Consider the following 16,089-nt stretch of genomic DNA (forward strand, 5'->3'; position numbering starts at 1 on the left):
AATGTATGCCTGCAGATGCCGCCCGGTCATATTACCCCCCGGTAGAGTAGTCATAACTGCAAAGGAAAGGCGGCAGACTGTGGCTGACGGCACACGGGCAAACGATGGAGCACCGGCCAAGCTGGAACGGGCGGGTACAACGCGTTCACCAAGGTTGCCGCGGGACGAGCGCCGCGCACAGCTGTTGAACGCGGCATTGGAAGTTTTTGTCTCCAACGGTTTCCACGGTGCGGCCATGGACGAAATCGCAGAAGCCGCACATGTGAGCAAACCAGTGCTTTACCAGCACTTCCCGTCCAAGCGTGAGCTGTATATGGCCCTCCTGGACAGCCACTTGGCAACCTTGACGCAGCTGATGCTCGACGCCTTGAACTCCACCACGGACAACAAGGAACGCGTCAAGGCCGTCATGCGCGCCTACTACAGGTTCATCGCCGACGACGACCAAGCCCACCGCCTGGTATTCGAGTCGGACCTCATTAACGACCCCGACGTCAGCTCGCGTTTGGAGACTTTCAACAAAACGTTCGCGGACGCCGTGGCCCACGTGATTGCCGAGGACACCAAGCTGCCCCCGCTTGAAGCACAGCTCCTCGGGCGTGGTTTGGCCGGAATGGCGCAGGTCAGCGCCCGTTATTGGCTTGAAACGGATGGAAACCTGGACCTCGATGTGGCCAGCGATCTGATCTATCGTTTAGCTTGGCGCGGAATCAGTCGCTTCCCCAAAGAGTCCTAGGCTACAAATAGAGGACTGACTTAACCCTTGATTGGCTTGGAGGCCTTGCTGTGGAAGTAAAGATCGGCATTCAGAACGTTGGCCGTGAGATCGTGCTCGAATCCGCTTTGGATGCCGACGCGGTTGCCAAGATCGTGGCCGAGGCCGTGACCAAGGGCTCCGAACTCCGCCTCACGGACGAAAAGGGCCGCCAGATCATCGTTCCGGGCAACGTCCTGGGTTACGTGGAGATCGGCGCCGAGGAAGTTCGCCGCGTAGGCTTCGGCGCCCTCTAGCCCTTTCTTCACGTCTCGTCGTCCGCTAAGGAGTTTTCATGCTTTCTCTCGTCGTGGTGGTCCTGGCCACCATTGCCACCGGATTCATCGTGTGGGCCAACGACAAGCGGCACGGCAAGTACGGGATCGCGCTGCCGGCCGGCGTCTCAGCAGCTGTCGGTACCCTGAGCTGGATCGCATTCATCAGCGCCGGATTGGGCTACCAGCCGGGGGCGACATGGATTCCGTGGGTCCTGCCAATTGTGCTCGGGACTGCCGCGGCGGTTGCCGTGGTGCTCTTCCTGGGCCGGACCCGAACGAAGCACGATACTGCGGCGCTCACCAAGGCCCTGCGGCTTTAGGCGTTAGTAATTGTGACCGTCACTTGGAGGTGGCGGTCACAACTGCTTAAGCGACTTTACGACGCCGGATACCGCTCAGGCTGCGCGGCTGCACCTATCCTTGCGGCCGCTTCGCTCACAGCGGAGGCAGCGGCAACGTCACGTTTGGTCACTTGGCCGCCCGCATCGTGGGATACGTAGCGGAGGAAAACCCTGTTGTAGCGCCATTCCAGGTCCGGATGATGATTTTGATCCTCAGCGATCCCTCCAACCGCGGCGATGAGCGCAAGCGCGTCCGCCGCCGTCGAGGTTTTGTAGACAGTCACCAGGCCACCCTGGTACTTCCAGTCCGGAAGATCCCCGAGGGCATCGTTGATGGCTGCTTCAGTCAATTGGTCTTCCGTGCCTGCCATGACTGCTCCTTCATCAGAGGAACTCTGCCCGGCCCTCCATCGCCGAGGATGCGAGCGCGTGCTCCCGCCGCGGAATCCGGCCCGCCTGCTTGGCCAGCCTACCGGCGATCACCGCGTGTTTGAAGGCCTCGCCCATCTGCACCGGGTTTTGCGCCCGTGTGACGGCGGTGGCAAGCAGGACGGCGTCGCACCCCAGTTCCATGGCGAGGGCAGCATCGGAGGCCGTGCCGATCCCCGCATCGAGGACCACGGGCACGGAGGCCCTGGACACTATGAGCTCAATGTTGTGCGGATTCAGGATGCCAAGGCCGGTCCCGATGGGCGATCCCAAGGGCATGACGGCTGTGGCGCCAAGGTTCTCGAGCCTCAGCGCCAAGACGGGATCGTCATTGGTGTAGGCGAATACCTTGAAGCCGCGATGTACGAGTTGTTCCGTTGCATCCACCAGTTCCACGGCGTCGGGAAGGAGTGTGTGCTCGTCCGCGATGACTTCCAGCTTCACCCAATCGGTCTCAAGGGCCTCCCGAGCCAGTTCAGCAGTCATCACGGCGTCCTTGGCCGTGAAACAACCAGCAGTATTGGGCAACACGCGGATGTTGTGGTCCACCAGGAGCTGGAAGAGGGAGCCTGTTTCGGCGGGCGAATAGCGGCGCATCGCCACTGTGGTGAGCTCGGTCCCCGAAGCGAGGAGCGCTGATCCCAGGCCGTCGAGGCTCGGCGCGCCTCCGGTACCCATGATGAGGCGGGAACCAAATTCGACGCCGTCGATCACCAGCGCGTCGGTGCGGACGTCAACATTTGCTGTTGTCATGATTAGCCTCCCTGGACTGCAGTTACGAGTTCGAGTTCGTCTCCGTCGGCGAGTGCCGTCACGGCCCATTGGCTGCGCGGCACCACCTCGGAATTGCGTGCGACAGCGACTCCCAGCTTGCCGCCGTCGGCTGCTTGTCCGCGAGGGTCCAAGGCGCGACCGGTGACGGCGGTGACGAGGGTACTGACGGATGCGTCGTCAGAGACTGCGTGGTCGGTTCCGTTCACTTTGATGTTCATGCTGTTTCCTTGGTGGTGGTTCGTGCTGCTGGTTTGAGTGTTCGGGCAACAGGTGCGTTGCCCGCGAAGCGATGGGGCATGAAGGGGATCCATCGGGGGTCGGCTGAGCCACCAACAATGAGTTCCCCGACGATCTTGGCGGCCACGGGAGTCAGGAGGACTCCGTGGCGGAAGAACCCGGTGGCGATCACCAGGCCGCCGATGTCGCCACTGGAAGCACCGACCCGTCCGAGCAGTGGAGCGTTGTCCGGCGTCCCGGGGCGGGCGCGGGCTGTTGCTTCAAGAAGTTCGAGTTCAGCCACTGCGGGGACCAATACTTGGGCGTCCCTCAGCAGTTGGTACACGCCACCCGCCGAGACTGCATCGGAAGAGGCTGACAACCCGTCTTCGCGTTGCGTGGCTCCTATCACCACAGTTCCGTCGTCCCGGGGCACGATGTAGACAGGCACGCCACGAACCATCCCACGAATCGTCGATGTGACCAGTGGCCGCAGGTGGTCGGGGACGCGAAGCCGGAGGATATCGCCGTAGACCGGCCTGACGGGAAGCCTGAGGCCATCAGGGAGACCGGAGAGTTGGGACGCCCCCAGCCCATTGGCCACCACGGTTTCTCCGGCGAGGACGCTGACTCCGGACTCCAATGCCACGCCTGTGACACGGCCGCCTTCCCACAACAAACCGCGCGCCCTGGAAGCAATGGCGAATCCGTCATCGGCTCCCGACACCCAGGAACCATCACGGGGCGAATGGGCTGCCAGTCCTGCCAAGAGGCATGCCGCGAGTTTCCTCGGATCGACCTGGTGGTCGGCCGGAATGTCAAAAGCACAGGAGATCTGGGGGCTGAGGAGCGGCTCCCGTTGCCTCGCGTCACGCAGAGCGAGAGGTTCGACTCCCAGGCCAGCCGCAAGCTGGACCGACCTTAGGTCTGCTAGCGCCCTACGGTCGGCGGCGTCGGCACCCACCGCGAGGGTCGGCGTCGTGCGGTATCCGCTGTCCTCTGCGCCTCGTTGCAGGCCGTCCACAAAGGAGGGCCACAGCCGGGAAGACTCAAGCATTAAGTCAAGAAGGTCTTCTTCCTGGTAATGGAGTTCGCTGACGGGGGCAAGCATGCCGGCCGCTGCGAAAGACGCACCGGAAGCGGGTGCTGGGTCGATCAGGGCCACTGAACGGCCCAATCGCCGGACTTCGTGGGCGATGCCGAGGCCGATGACGCCGCCGCCAATGATGGCAACGTCTGCCTGGAGGCGGGTATGGCGGGGATCTGCCATTCGTTTCCTTCCCTACGCCGGTACTAGCCGGATCAGGTCAAGCGGTCGGCGCTGAAGCCCTCTCAGCCGGACGGTCATATGACGAATGTCGCGGCTCCCGCAGTACGTGCCCAGTTTAGAGGAACTACTCTGGTTCCCATGACACAGCCTGACGCTCTTGCCTCCGCCCGCCTCTACCTGTGCACAGATGCCCGTAAGGAGCAGGGCGATTTTGAGGACTTTGTGGACGCCGCTTACGAGGGCGGCGTGGACATCATCCAACTCCGCGACAAAACTCTGGAAGCTGCCGAGGAACTGGAGATGTTGGCCGTCCTGCGGAGCGTCGCACAACGGCACGGACGGCTTTGGGCCGTTAATGACCGGGCCGATGTTGCCAGTATTTCCGGGGCTCCCGTGTTCCACATCGGGCAAAAGGACCTGCCCCTGACGGCCGCCCGGACCCTCCTGCCGAACGTCACCGGCATAGGCCTCTCCACCCACGCAACAGAACAAATCGATGCAGCTGTGGCCACCTCCCATGGGCCCTTGGGACTGGATTATTTCTGCGTGGGCCCGGTCTGGGCAACTCCCACCAAACCCGGCCGCGCAGCGGTCGGTTTGGACCTGGTCACATATGCCGCAGAAGCGGCCAAGCGCGCAGGAGACGGGGTGACCCTCCCTTGGTTCGCGATTGGTGGCATCGACCTCAGCAACGTTGAACAGGTTGTAAAAGCGGGCGCCAGCCGGATCGTGGTGGTCCGTGCCATCACCGCCGCAACGGACCCGACGGCGGCTGCCAAATCGCTGCTGGAAGCCTTGGATACCGTCTAGGGAAGTCGGAGGTTCCGCGCGAGCCGCGGGTTAGGCGCTCAGGCCGAGGCCAGTCATCCGGCGGGCGTGCTGATCGGCGAGATCCGTCGTCAGCTTCTTCACCGCGGCCCGCGCGTCCCCGCCGCTTTTCAACATTGGTCCCAGCAGGGGATGCTCCATACCCACGCGCTGCGCCTGCGTCAACGCTTCGCCCACCAAGCGGCGGCCCCACAGCGCCAATCGCGAAGCAAGGCGCGGGTCGTCTGCCAAGGCCCGCCTGAGGAGGACGCGAAGGACGTCCGTTGCCTGATCGGGGGAAGCGACGCGCTCAACGAAATGCTGCGTTGTTGGGTCGAGGAACATCGAGACAGCCCTATAGAAGTCTGATGACACAGTATCGATGACATAGGCCTTCATCACGGATTCGAACCAGTCCCCCGGCTTGGTGCGCTCGTGGAAGTGATCGAAGGAGCGCTGAAACGGCAGCATGGCATGTTCGGGGTCCAGGCCCATCTCCGACAGGCGGTCGTTGAGGAGGGCGTAGTTTCCGTAGGCCCCCACTGCGATCTTCGCGAGCACAGACCTGTCGTGCAGCGTCGGTGCGTGGCGGGAATCCAAGGCGAGCCGGCCAAAGGCGGACAGTTCGCCATACGCCATGGCTCCGAGCAACTCCGCTGAGAGTTGCCCGGCATAGGCTGCGGCGTCCGGGGAAGTGCCCATGATCCAAGACTATCGGCCCATTTCGGGCTAACCTGATTTTCGTGTCACATCATCGGATTGCGCCTAACGTCGACGACTCGTCGGACCAGCTCGCCGCGGCCCTTGCCGCCTTGAGGACGGAGCTGGAACTCCCTGGCGAATACCCGGCAGAAGCTGTGGAAGAGGCACGGGAAGCGGTGGAGGCCCTTGAGTTACCCGCCCAGGACCTGAGGGACGTCCCTTTTGTGACCATAGACCCCGCAACGTCCACCGACCTGGACCAGGCTTTGTTCATTGAACGGGCCGGTGACGGATACAAGGTCCTCTATGCCATCGCCGACGTGCCGTCCTTCGTGGCTCCTGGCGGCGCACTTGATGCAGAAACGCGTCAACGCGGGCAGACGTTCTACGCCCCTGATGGGCGGATCCCCCTGCACCCGGAGATCATCAGTGAGAACGCGGGAAGCCTGTTGGCGAAGCAGGACTGCAGTGCTTTCGTCTGGGATTTCGACCTGGATGCGGAAGCTGAAGTTCTGGCCGTCACCGTTGCCCGGGCGACTGTGCGCAGCAGGGCCAAGCTGAGCTACAAGGGCGCACAACAGCAGATCGACGATGGAACTGCCCCGCCCGTTCTTCAACTCCTCAAAGAAGTGGGACTTAAGCGCGTCGACCTGGAACGGCAGCGGGGCGGCGCAAGCCTCAACATGCCGGAACAGGAAATAGTCCAAGCGACCGACGGCGGCGGGTACAGAATCGCCGCGGCACCCTCCCTGCCGGTTGAGGACTGGAACGCGCAGATCTCCCTCATGACAGGCATGGCCGCCGCGCAGATGATGCTCGAGGGAAAAGTGGGCATCCTGCGCACCATGCCCGCACCTGATGATCGGTCACTGCTCCATTTCAAGCGGCAGACCACTGCCCTCGGCAAACCCTGGGATGGACAAGTAAGCTACGGCCAATACCTGCGGACCCTTGATGCATCCGATCCCAAACAGCTGGCCATCCTGCATTCCGCCGGCATGTTGTTCCGCGGCGCAGGCTACACGCCCTTTGACGGTGATGTTCCGGCCAATGTGATCCAAGCAGCTATCGGGGCTCCCTATGCGCACACCACTGCTCCCTTGCGGCGCCTCATCGATCGTTTTGTCCTGGTGATCTGCGAAGCCCTCAGCAATGACCACGACATCCCGGCGTGGGCGCGTGAAGCCCTCCCGTCGTTGCCCGAAATCATGGCGGCCTCGGATCAGTTGGCAGGACGCCTCGAGCGCGCGGCATTGGACACCGTGGAAGCAGCGCTCGTAGCCAACCACATAGGCCAGGAATTCGAAGCTGTGGTCATTTCCGGGTCCAAGCCCGCCAACGGAGCGGCCAGGGGAAACGGAAACGGCAATGGAAACGGCAACGGACCCTTTGGCGTCGTGCAAATCGCAGACCCCGCTGTCACGGCCCGGTGCGACGGAGAAATGGAGTCAGGAACCAAGGTTCGGGTGCGCCTGCTGAAGGCTGATATCGCCAGCCGGGAGATCCGGTTCCAGCTGCTGCCTTGAAGCCTTGGATCCGGCGATCCGGGCTTTCCGGCCCCCAGAGGATAGACTGGGCTTGTAGTAATGGATGCCCGGTCGTTGATTCAGTTAATTTTTGAACTCAACAAGCCCGCCCCTACGCGATCTTGAGATGTACCAACTGGTCACCAGTGCCAGTACTTAGATAGCCCGCGATCGGCTTCCACTGGACTTGCTTGCGCGCCCGTTCGTGCTCCGGTACGGCTCCGCCGCCGCCGTTGAGCATGCAGCGCCAATGCCCAAATGAATAAGGAAACTCCCTGTGAGTGAATTGCATACCCACGAAGTCCTGACGGACTCCACCGGAACCGAATCAATCGAACCCGAGGAAACGATCATCTCGGATGAGACGCCCCACGAGATCGAAGAAAAGTCGTTCGCTGACTTCAACGTCCGCGCCGACATCGTTGAGTCCTTGGCCGACGCCGGGATCACGCACCCCTTTCCCATCCAGGCAATGACCCTGCCGGTCGCCCTCAGCGGCCACGACATCATTGGCCAGGCCAAGACGGGTACCGGAAAGACACTGGGTTTCGGCATTCCCGCCCTCCAGCGCGTAGCCGGCCGCGACGACGCCGGTTACGAAAAGCTTGCTGTCCCAGGCGCACCCCAGGCCTTGGTGATCGTCCCCACGCGTGAGCTCGCCGTGCAGGTTGCCAACGATCTCCAGACTGCGTCGCGCAAGCGCAATGCCCGCATCGCCACCATCTATGGCGGCCGTGCGTACGAGCCGCAGGTTGACGCCCTCCAGAAGGGCGTCGAAATCGTAGTCGGCACACCTGGCCGCTTGATCGATCTGTACAAGCAGAAGCACCTGAGCCTCAAGAACGTCAAGATGGTCATCCTTGACGAAGCCGACGAAATGCTGGACCTCGGATTCCTCCCTGACGTCGAGACGCTGATTGCCGGCACCCCCGCCGTCAGGCAGACGCTCCTCTTCTCGGCAACGATGCCCGGCCCCGTCATCGCCATGGCCCGCCGGTACATGACGCAGCCTACCCACATCCGGGCGGCTGACCCGAACGATGAAGGCCTCACCAAGCGCGACATCCGCCAGCTCATCTACCGTGCACACAGCATGGACAAGACCGAGGTTGTGGCCCGCATCCTGCAGGCGCGCGGACGTGGCCGTACTATCATCTTCACCAAGACCAAGCGCACCGCCGCGAAGGTTGCCGAGGAACTCGTTGACCGCGGCTTCGCAGCTGCAGCCATCCACGGCGACCTTGGCCAGGGTGCCCGCGAGCAGGCGCTCCGCGCCTTCCGCAACAACAAGGTCGATGTCCTGGTGGCCACCGACGTCGCTGCCCGCGGCATCGACGTCGATGACGTCACCCACGTCATCAACTACCAGTGCGTGGAAGACGAAAAGATCTACCTGCACCGTGTAGGCCGCACAGGCCGCGCAGGAAACAAGGGCACTGCAGTCACCTTTGTTGACTGGGACGACATGCCTCGCTGGGGCTTGATCAACAAGGCCCTGGGACTCAGCGTTCCCGAGCCCGTTGAGACGTACTCCTCTTCGCCGCACCTGTACTCCGATCTTGACATCCCCGAGGGCACCAAGGGCCGCCTGCCGCGCAACAAACGCGTTCTCGCGGGCGTCGACGCCGAGGTCCTCGAGGACCTGGGCGAGACAGGCAAGAAGAACGGCCGCTCCGGCAATTCAGGCCGCGACGGCGGCCGTGACGGCAAGCGCGACGGCGGCCGTGGCCGCTCAGCCAGGTCCAGTGACGCCGAGTCCAGCGACTCCAAGGGTGAGAGTGGTCGCAACCGTACGCGCCGCCGTCGTACTTCTGATGGCGAGTCAGCCCCCGCTGCCGGCGCTTCGGAGACCCGCAACGCCACTGCGGACAATGCGGAGAAGCCGTCACGTACGCGTCGGACCCGCACTCGTCGTCGCAACGGCGAAGTTGTTTCCGGTGAGACCGCAGCTGCCCAGTCCGGCAGCACCGAGGCCTAAAAACCTCAATGACTGATTCTGTTTGGGCGCCGGACGGCGGCAACTTGGTGGTGCACGCGGACAACGCGGAATTCCTCCCTACGCTGCCGGACGGCGCCTTCACACTCATTTACGTGGACCCGCCCTTCAACACGGGCAGGGTCCAACGCCGCCAGGAAACCCGTATGGTCCGCAACGCGGACGGCGACGGCGACCGCGTCGGGTTCAAGGGCCGCTCCTACGACACCATCAAGGGCGCCCTGCACAGCTACGACGACGCCTTCAGCGACTATTGGTCCTTCCTTGAACCAAAGCTTGTGGAGGCGTGGCGACTGCTGGCAGACGACGGCACCCTGTACCTGCATCTGGATTACCGGGAAGTCCACTACGCCAAGGTCATGCTGGACTCGATCTTCGGCAGGGAGTGCTTCCTGAACGAGATCATCTGGGCCTACGACTATGGCGCCCGCGCGAAGAACCGCTGGCCCACCAAGCACGACAACATTCTGGTGTACGTCAAGAACCCCACCAAGTATCACTTCGACAACGCCGAAGTGGACCGGGAACCGTATATGGCGCCTGGCCTGGTCACTCCAGCCAAACGCGAGCTCGGCAAGCTGCCCACGGACGTCTGGTGGCACACCATCGTCTCGCCCACAGGCCGCGAAAAGACCGGTTACCCCACCCAAAAACCTGAAGGCCTGGTTCGCAGGATTGTCTCTGCATCAAGCCGCGAGGGCGACTGGTGCCTTGATTTCTTCGCGGGTTCAGGGACCCTCGGCGCCGTGGCAGCCAAACTGGGGCGCAACTTTGTGTGCGTAGACCAGAACGAACAGGCTATCGAGGTCATGCGGAAACGGCTGGGCAGCAAGGCAGATTTCCACCAGACCGGCTCCCTACCGGTCACCAGCCTGGATCAGGCAGCGCCTTTCACGAAGGCCTGAACGGCGTCCGCGATCATCTGGACGGCAATGGCCGACAGCAGCAGGCCGGCGATCCTGGTGACCAGCTCCACGCCGTTTTCACCGAGCACCCGCTGCACGACGCCCGCGAAGCGCATGGCAAGGTAAAGCGAGCCCAGCACAACAGCAATGCCTAGGCCAACCGCCAAGTACTCGGAGAACTGGCTGGACTGCTGGACGAACACCATGACGGCGACAATCGCGCCGGGGCCGGCCATGAGCGGCGTGCCCAGTGGCACGAACGCCACGTTCTTATACTTGGCGGCATTCTCTTCGCCACTGGTGGAACCCGTCAGCAGCTGCAGCGCAATGAGCACCAAGAGCAGCCCCCCGGCCCCCTGCAAGGCCGCCAGCGAGATGTGCATGTAGTTCAGGATGGACTGCCCGAAGATCGCGAACACTACGATCACACCGGTGGCCACCAAAAGAGCCTGGAATGCGGAGCGGTTCCGGTCTTTGGCCGACATCTGTGCAGTCAGTGACATGAAAATCGGGACGGTACCCGGTGGATCCATGATCACGAACAGCGTGACGATCACGGAGGCAAGCAATTGCAGATCCATCAGCGAACGACCGTGCTGCCTGTTGCCAACTCCTCGATGCGTGACAAGACCTCGGGCGAGGTAGTGTTCTCGCCCAACACGTTGGGCTTGCCCGCTCCGTGGTAGTCAGATGACCCTGTCATGAGCAAACCGTGTTTGGCGGCCAGACCCCGCAGGAACGTGCGGCCCTCCTCCGGGTTGTCGCGGTGTTCAACCTCAAGTCCAAGCAGTCCCGCATCAATCATGTCCCGGTATGTCTGCTCCCCCACGATGCGTCCCCTCGACGAGGCCACAGGATGCGCAAAAACCGGAACGCCGCCAGCCGCGCGGACCAGCTCGACGGCGACCGCCGGGTTGGGCGCATAGTGCTGCACGAAGTACCGCGAATGTGAGGTGAGGATGGAAGTGAAGGCCTCCGTGCGATCCGCAACCACACCAGCGGCTACCAGGGCATCGGCAATGTGGGGGCGGCCCACCGTAGCACCGGGAGCTACGTGGTGGATGACGTCATCCCAGGTCAACGGATAATCCTCGGACAACAAAGTCACCATGTGCTCGGCACGGGTGAGTCGGGCATCCTTGGACTTGGTGATTTCCTCCAACAAGCCCGCATGGGCCGGGTCGTGGAGGTAACTGAGCAAATGGACACTGATTCCCTGCTCGGTCCGGCAGGAAATCTCCATTCCGGGAACGAAGGCAATGCCATGTTCCCGGGCAGCCGCGGCGGCAGATTCCCAGCCGTCCGTCGAATCGTGATCAGTCAACGCCACCGCGTCCAGGCCGGCGGAGACGGCGGAGATGATCACGCCGGCCGGGGTCTCGGTTCCGTCGGAAACATTTGAGTGCGCATGCAGGTCTATCCTCACTTTCCCAGCCTATGGGATGCCGGCCTCCTTGGAGTGTTGCGCCGTTGGCCTCCTCACCTAACTGGTGGGACGATGTAACGGTGAACGATGCCGAAAACACCCAGAACTCGTCCTCCCAGCCACTGCAAGAGCGTGTCAACAACCGCTCGCAACGGCCCACATCCGATGCCTTCAAGGCCTTCATGGCCAGCAACTGGGCGCCCGCCCCGCAGGTGACACCCGCGCGCGACGCCGTTGCAGACCACGCTGCACGCCGCCGTCGTACTATTTCCGAACTGTTCAAAGGCGAACGGCTCGTCATCCCGGCAGGTCCGCTCAAGGTCCGTTCCAACGACTGCGACTACCGTTTCCGCCCGCACTCCGGGTTCGCCCACCTCACCGGCCTGGGCCTCGACCACGAGCCCGAAGCCGTGCTGATCCTTGAGCCTGTTGCTGAAGGAAAGGGCGACGACGGCGGACACCACACTGCCACCCTCTACTTCCGTCCACTGGCTGGCCGGGATACAGAGCAGTTCTACGCGGACTCGCGCGCCGGCGAGTTCTGGATCGGTGCGCGTCCCACACTGGCCGAATTCGAAGCCCGCCTCGGCCTCCCCACCGCGCACATCTCCGAGCTTGAGATGGCCATCACCAAGAATGTGGGCGCTCCGGAAATCGGCGGTATCTCCATTCGACTGGTCCGCAAGGTGGACGAGAACATTGATGCACTGGTTGACACCGCCCGCTACAACACGGCCAAGGACCCGGAGAACCTCGACCTCGGCGAACTCGACGCCCTGGATGAGAAGCTCAGCGAAGCACTGTCAGAGCTGCGCCTCATCAAGGACGAGTGGGAAATCGAGCAGATGAAGATCGCTGTGGCAGCAACCGTGGAAGGCTTCGCCGACGTGGTGCGGGCCCTCCCTCGCGCACTGACCCACAAGCGGGGCGAACGTGTAGTGGAGGGCGCCTTTTTTGCCCGCGCCCGCGAGGAAGGCAACGAACTCGGCTACGACACCATTGCCGCGTCAGGCAACAACGCCACCGTGCTGCACTGGAACCGCAACTCCGGAACTGTCAACGCCGGCGAGCTCCTGCTCCTCGATGCCGGTGTGGAGGCAGACTCCCTCTACACAGCTGACATCACCCGCACGCTGCCGGCCACGGGTACGTTCACCGATGTCCAGCGCAAGGTCTACGAGGCCGTGCTCGACGCCGCCGATGCCGGATTTGCTGCTGCCCAGCCGGGCGTGAAGTTCCGCGACATCCACACCGCTGCGACCACGGTCCTGGCCGAACGCCTCGCCGAATGGGGCCTGCTGCCGGTGTCCGTGGAGGAAGCCATCAGCCCGGAGGGCCAGCAGCACCGTCGCTGGATGCCGCACGGCACAAGCCACCACCTTGGCCTGGACGTTCACGACTGTGCGCAGGCGAAACGGGAGCTCTACCTCGATGGAGTCCTCACCGAAGGCATGGTTTTCACCATCGAACCGGGGCTCTACTTCAAGAATGAAGACCTCGCCATTCCCGAGGAGTACCGCGGGATCGGCGTCCGCATCGAAGACGACATCCTCATGACCGCAGACGGTCCCCTGAACCTCAGCGCAGCGTTGCCGCGCAAGGCCGACGACGTCGAATCCTGGATGGCCGGAATCTACCAGGAAGCCCAGGGCTAAGAGCGGGCTTCCGGGCCAGCACAAAGGGAAGGCCACCGGAGATCCGGTGGCCTTCCCTTTGTGCTTGATGGAGGCTGGCGTCCTGCGGAGGCGCCTACTGCTTGGACGAGCCCTCGGCGCTGGACTGCTCTCCGTCTTCCTGCGGTGCGTTCCGTGCCGGATCCTGGCCGTCGGTCACCCGGACACCGTACTGCGGGCGACCGTCCGGGAGGTCCGGGTAACGCACAGCTGCCGGCGCCGGCGTCGGAGCCGGCTGGTTGACGGGTGCGGCGGCGGTCTGTCCTTCCGGAGCCGTTGAACCATCGGCTTCGGGGCCGCGCTGGCCGTAGGGGTCGTTCCAGGTGGAAGGCCGCTCAGGACCCTGGCCAGGCTGCTGGAACGGCACATTCGGCTGGTTGTAGTTGGCCTGGTTGTAATTGGCTTGCGGCGCGGCTGCCTGCGACGGGTTCATGGGCAGCTGGTGAAGCAAACGGCGGGCCTCGTGGGCTGCCTCTACAGCGACGATGACGTCGTAGTTGGTGGCCACCACTTGGCTGGTCGAGGTGAAGTCACGCTTTCCGCGCTGCATGGCATAGGTGACGATGCCGAACAGCATGAAGAAAGCCGCGCCCATGAGCACAGATGTGATGATGGAGAACGGTCCCCCGGCGGGAGTAAAGAAGGACAGCATGACGCCGACGAAGAGGCCGAACCACATGCCGCTCAGGGCACCGGACAAAGCCACCCTCGGATAGCTCAGGCGGCCCGTCACCCGCTCCACCATTTTGAGGTCGTTGCCCACGATTGACACCAGCTGGACAGGGAACTGCTGGTCTGCGAGATAGTCCACCGCCTTCTGGGCATCCAAATACGAGGTGTACGAGCCTACGGTGTCACCTTGGGGGACACTGCGGGATTCCTCAACGGCTTTGGGAGCACCAAAAATGTTTGACATAGCCCCATTGTGTCTCATGGACATGTGTAGCGGCTGGAATTCAGCTAAAAGAGAGCAGACTCGGTAGCCTGTAAACATGAGCACACATCCCTCACGCGTCTTTGTTGCGCGCTTGCTCGGCTTGGACGTTTTCGACCCCTTGGGCGATCGTCTAGGCCGGTTGCGCGACGTCGTGGTGCTCTCCCGCGGCACCCGTGGTGCTCCCCATGTGGTGGGCATCGTGGTCGAAGTTCCGGGCAAGAAGCGGGTTTTTGTTCCCATGACGCGAATAACGTCCATAGACCAGACGCAAATCATTTGCACCGGTCTGGTCAACCTGCGCCGCTTCGAGCAGCGCGGCGCCGAGACACTGGTGGTCGCTGAGATGTTCGACCGCCGCGTGACGCTGGCCGACGGCAGCGGAGACGCCACGATCGAAGACATCGCCATGGACCAGCACAGGTCCAAGGACTGGTTTGTCAGCAAGCTCTTCGTCCGCCGGGGACACTCCCTGTCCCCGTTTGGCAGGCTCCGCCGCAACGAGACCCTGATCATCGATTGGGCAGATGCCCAGACCGGCGCCCACAACGAGCCCCAGGCCGCCACGCAGTTCGTTGCTACGCACGAAGACCTTAAACCTGCCGACTTCGCTGAAGCCCTCCAGGAAATGAGCGACAAGCGACGTTTCGAAGTCGCAAGTGAGCTTCAGGACGAGCGCCTCGCCGATGTCCTCCAGGAACTCCCGGAAGACGACCAGGTGGAGATCCTCTCCGCGCTGGATGTGGAACGCGCCGCTGACGTCCTCGAAGAGATGGATCCGGACGACGCCGCCGACCTCTTGGCCGAGCTACCTTCCGCGCAGGCAGAAGAACTGCTTCAACTCATGGAACCCCAGGAAGCCGAGGACGTCCGCCGCCTCCTGGAATACGACGAAGACACCGCCGGTGGCCTCATGACTCCGGTCCCGGTCATCCTGCCGCCGGAAGCCACCGTGGCCGAGGCCCTGGCCCACGTTCGCCGCGAGGAGCTCTCGCCTGCCCTGGCCTCATCCATCTTCATCGCCCGCCCTCCCTTGGAGACCCCCACGGGCCGCTTCCTTGGCGTGGTGCATATTCAACAGCTGCTGCGCTTCCCTCCCCCGGAACCGCTGGGCAACCTCGTGGACAAGAACCTCGAGCCGCTCTCGGACCAAGCCCATATCAGCGAAGTGGCCCGCACCCTGGCCACGTACAACCTGAATTCACTTCCAGTCGTTGACGACGACGGCCGCCTTGTGGGGGCGGTGACTGTTGATGACGTGCTGGATCACCTGTTGCCGGATGACTGGCGCGCCCATGAGGACGACGCCCCAATAAGGAAACTTGGAGGCCGCATTGGCTGATAACAACGCCGCCCGATCCCCCAAGTCCGCAGGACGCTCGAACAGTAGCCTTGACACGCCCCTGAGTGGTCGCCAACGCATCCTGCCCAAGTTCTCCCCGAACCCGGACGCTTTCGGTAACGCAACGGAGGGCTTCGCCCGGTTCATGGGCACTCCGACGTTCCTCGTCTACATGACGGTGTTCTGTGTGTTTTGGCTTGCCTGGAACACGTTCGCGCCCACGGACTGGCAGTTCGACCGCGTGGAGCTGGGATTCACCCTGCTGACCCTGATGCTGTCCCTCCAGGCTTCCTACGCGGCGCCGCTCCTTCTGCTGGCCCAAAACCGGCAGGATGACCGCGACCGTGTCTCGCTCCAGCAGGACCGCCAGCGTGCCGAACGCAATCTCTCCGACACCGAATACCTGACCCGGGAACTGGCGTCACTGCGCATCGCCTTGCGCGAAGTAGCAACCCGTGACTATGTCCGGACCGAGCTCCGAAGCCTGCTGGAAGACATCATCGATGCCCAGGAGGAACTCCGTGAGAACGAAGCCTCCGCTGATGGCACGGAATCGCCGGGTGAAAAGGTCAAGGAGAAGCTGAAGGAGAAGCGCGACAAATCGCGTGGGCCCCGTACACAGCAGATTCCGAAGGTCCGGCCACCGCGGGCCGCAGGTCCACAACATTCCACCGGCAAGCCATCGCCTGAAAACCCCGAAAGCCGAGCCTGAGCCC

18 protein-coding genes and 1 riboswitch are annotated in these 16,089 nt (G+C 63.0%); of the genes, 10 read left to right on the forward strand and 8 right to left on the reverse strand.

Features of this window, described 5'->3' with window-relative positions:
• Position 1 precedes the first annotated feature (1 nt).
• The 3 genes from A477_RS0108530 to A477_RS0108540 are packed head-to-tail and all read left to right on the forward strand — an operon-like array spanning position 2 to position 1,352.
• Positions 2-736, forward strand: a complete 735-nt coding sequence (locus A477_RS0108530) for a TetR/AcrR family transcriptional regulator (RefSeq protein WP_017198592.1) — start codon at positions 2-4, stop codon at positions 734-736.
• A 50-nt stretch (positions 737-786) separates the two neighbouring features.
• Positions 787-1,011, forward strand: a complete 225-nt coding sequence (locus A477_RS0108535) for a DUF3107 domain-containing protein (RefSeq protein ID WP_011775412.1) — start codon at positions 787-789, stop codon at positions 1,009-1,011.
• A gap of 38 nt (positions 1,012-1,049) precedes the next feature.
• The gene (locus tag A477_RS0108540; RefSeq protein ID WP_017198593.1) at positions 1,050-1,352 is read left to right on the forward strand and encodes a hypothetical protein; all 303 of its coding nucleotides are present in this window, start codon (positions 1,050-1,052) and stop codon (positions 1,350-1,352) included.
• Between the two features lie 56 nt (positions 1,353-1,408).
• Here the strand turns inward: A477_RS0108540 and A477_RS0108545 are convergent, their stop codons facing one another.
• From A477_RS0108545 to thiO, 4 genes are all read right to left on the reverse strand, one after another.
• Complete coding sequence (locus A477_RS0108545; protein WP_026005466.1) at positions 1,409-1,744, reverse strand: 4a-hydroxytetrahydrobiopterin dehydratase; 336 nt, start codon at positions 1,742-1,744, stop codon at positions 1,409-1,411.
• Between the two features lie 13 nt (positions 1,745-1,757).
• Positions 1,758-2,555 (reverse strand): thiazole synthase, encoded by a 798-nt coding sequence (locus A477_RS0108550; RefSeq protein ID WP_017198594.1) that lies wholly within the window; start codon positions 2,553-2,555, stop codon positions 1,758-1,760.
• 2 nt (positions 2,556-2,557) lie between these two features.
• Complete coding sequence (gene thiS / locus A477_RS0108555) at positions 2,558-2,794, reverse strand: sulfur carrier protein ThiS (protein WP_017198595.1); 237 nt, start codon at positions 2,792-2,794, stop codon at positions 2,558-2,560.
• Positions 2,791-4,062, reverse strand: coding sequence for a glycine oxidase ThiO (gene thiO / locus A477_RS0108560; protein ID WP_017198596.1), 1,272 nt, complete (start codon positions 4,060-4,062; stop codon positions 2,791-2,793). Before thiO ends, thiS begins: the two co-directional genes overlap by 4 nt.
• Positions 4,055-4,173: riboswitch (TPP riboswitch) on the reverse strand. Its footprint overlaps the gene before it by 8 nt.
• A gap of 27 nt (positions 4,174-4,200) precedes the next feature.
• On the opposite strand from thiO, the gene thiE reads away from it, so the two are divergent.
• Positions 4,201-4,872 carry a thiamine phosphate synthase gene (gene thiE / locus A477_RS0108565; RefSeq protein ID WP_017198597.1) on the forward strand — a complete coding sequence of 224 codons (672 nt, stop codon included), beginning with the start codon at positions 4,201-4,203 and terminating at the stop codon, positions 4,870-4,872.
• Between the two features lie 30 nt (positions 4,873-4,902).
• Here the strand turns inward: thiE and A477_RS0108570 are convergent, their stop codons facing one another.
• Positions 4,903-5,571: a ferritin-like fold-containing protein gene (locus A477_RS0108570; protein ID WP_017198598.1), complete on the reverse strand. Its 669-nt coding sequence runs from the start codon at positions 5,569-5,571 to the stop codon at positions 4,903-4,905.
• Positions 5,572-5,612: 41 nt separating this feature from the next.
• Here A477_RS0108570 and A477_RS0108575 point away from each other — a divergent pair, with 41 nt between their 5' ends.
• From A477_RS0108575 to A477_RS0108590, 3 genes are all read left to right on the forward strand, one after another.
• The gene (locus A477_RS0108575) at positions 5,613-7,097 is read left to right on the forward strand and encodes an RNB domain-containing ribonuclease (RefSeq protein ID WP_017198599.1); all 1,485 of its coding nucleotides are present in this window, start codon (positions 5,613-5,615) and stop codon (positions 7,095-7,097) included.
• A gap of 277 nt (positions 7,098-7,374) precedes the next feature.
• Positions 7,375-9,075, forward strand: a complete 1,701-nt coding sequence (locus A477_RS0108585) for a DEAD/DEAH box helicase (protein ID WP_017198601.1) — start codon at positions 7,375-7,377, stop codon at positions 9,073-9,075.
• A gap of 8 nt (positions 9,076-9,083) precedes the next feature.
• A complete protein-coding gene (locus tag A477_RS0108590) occupies positions 9,084-9,998 on the forward strand; it encodes a DNA-methyltransferase (protein WP_017198602.1) in 915 nt (304 codons plus the stop codon).
• Here the strand turns inward: A477_RS0108590 and A477_RS0108595 are convergent.
• Positions 9,971-10,579: a MarC family protein gene (locus A477_RS0108595; RefSeq protein ID WP_017198603.1), complete on the reverse strand. Its 609-nt coding sequence runs from the start codon at positions 10,577-10,579 to the stop codon at positions 9,971-9,973. The genes A477_RS0108590 and A477_RS0108595 overlap by 28 nt on opposite strands.
• Positions 10,579-11,424: a PHP domain-containing protein gene (locus tag A477_RS0108600; protein ID WP_026005467.1), complete on the reverse strand. Its 846-nt coding sequence runs from the start codon at positions 11,422-11,424 to the stop codon at positions 10,579-10,581. Before A477_RS0108600 ends, A477_RS0108595 begins: the two co-directional genes overlap by 1 nt.
• An 80-nt stretch (positions 11,425-11,504) precedes the next feature.
• Between A477_RS0108600 and A477_RS0108605 the strand changes: the two genes are divergently transcribed.
• Entirely contained in the window at positions 11,505-13,079 is a 1,575-nt protein-coding gene (locus A477_RS0108605; RefSeq protein WP_026005468.1) for an aminopeptidase P family protein, read from the forward strand.
• A gap of 94 nt (positions 13,080-13,173) precedes the next feature.
• On the opposite strand, the gene A477_RS0108610 is transcribed toward A477_RS0108605, so the two are convergent.
• Positions 13,174-14,013, reverse strand: a complete 840-nt coding sequence (locus A477_RS0108610; RefSeq protein ID WP_026005469.1) for a YflT domain-containing protein — start codon at positions 14,011-14,013, stop codon at positions 13,174-13,176.
• Positions 14,014-14,089: 76 nt separating this feature from the next.
• Between A477_RS0108610 and A477_RS0108615 the strand changes: the two genes are divergently transcribed.
• The gene (locus tag A477_RS0108615) at positions 14,090-15,373 is read left to right on the forward strand and encodes a magnesium transporter MgtE N-terminal domain-containing protein (protein WP_011775428.1); all 1,284 of its coding nucleotides are present in this window, start codon (positions 14,090-14,092) and stop codon (positions 15,371-15,373) included.
• Complete coding sequence (locus tag A477_RS0108620; RefSeq protein ID WP_017198607.1) at positions 15,354-16,085, forward strand: DUF1003 domain-containing protein; 732 nt, start codon at positions 15,354-15,356, stop codon at positions 16,083-16,085. The genes A477_RS0108615 and A477_RS0108620 overlap by 20 nt, the downstream gene beginning before the upstream one ends.
• Positions 16,086-16,089: the final 4 nt, after the last annotated feature.

Source organism: Arthrobacter sp. M2012083 (genome assembly GCF_000281065.1).
GTDB lineage: Bacteria > Actinomycetota > Actinomycetes > Actinomycetales > Micrococcaceae > Arthrobacter.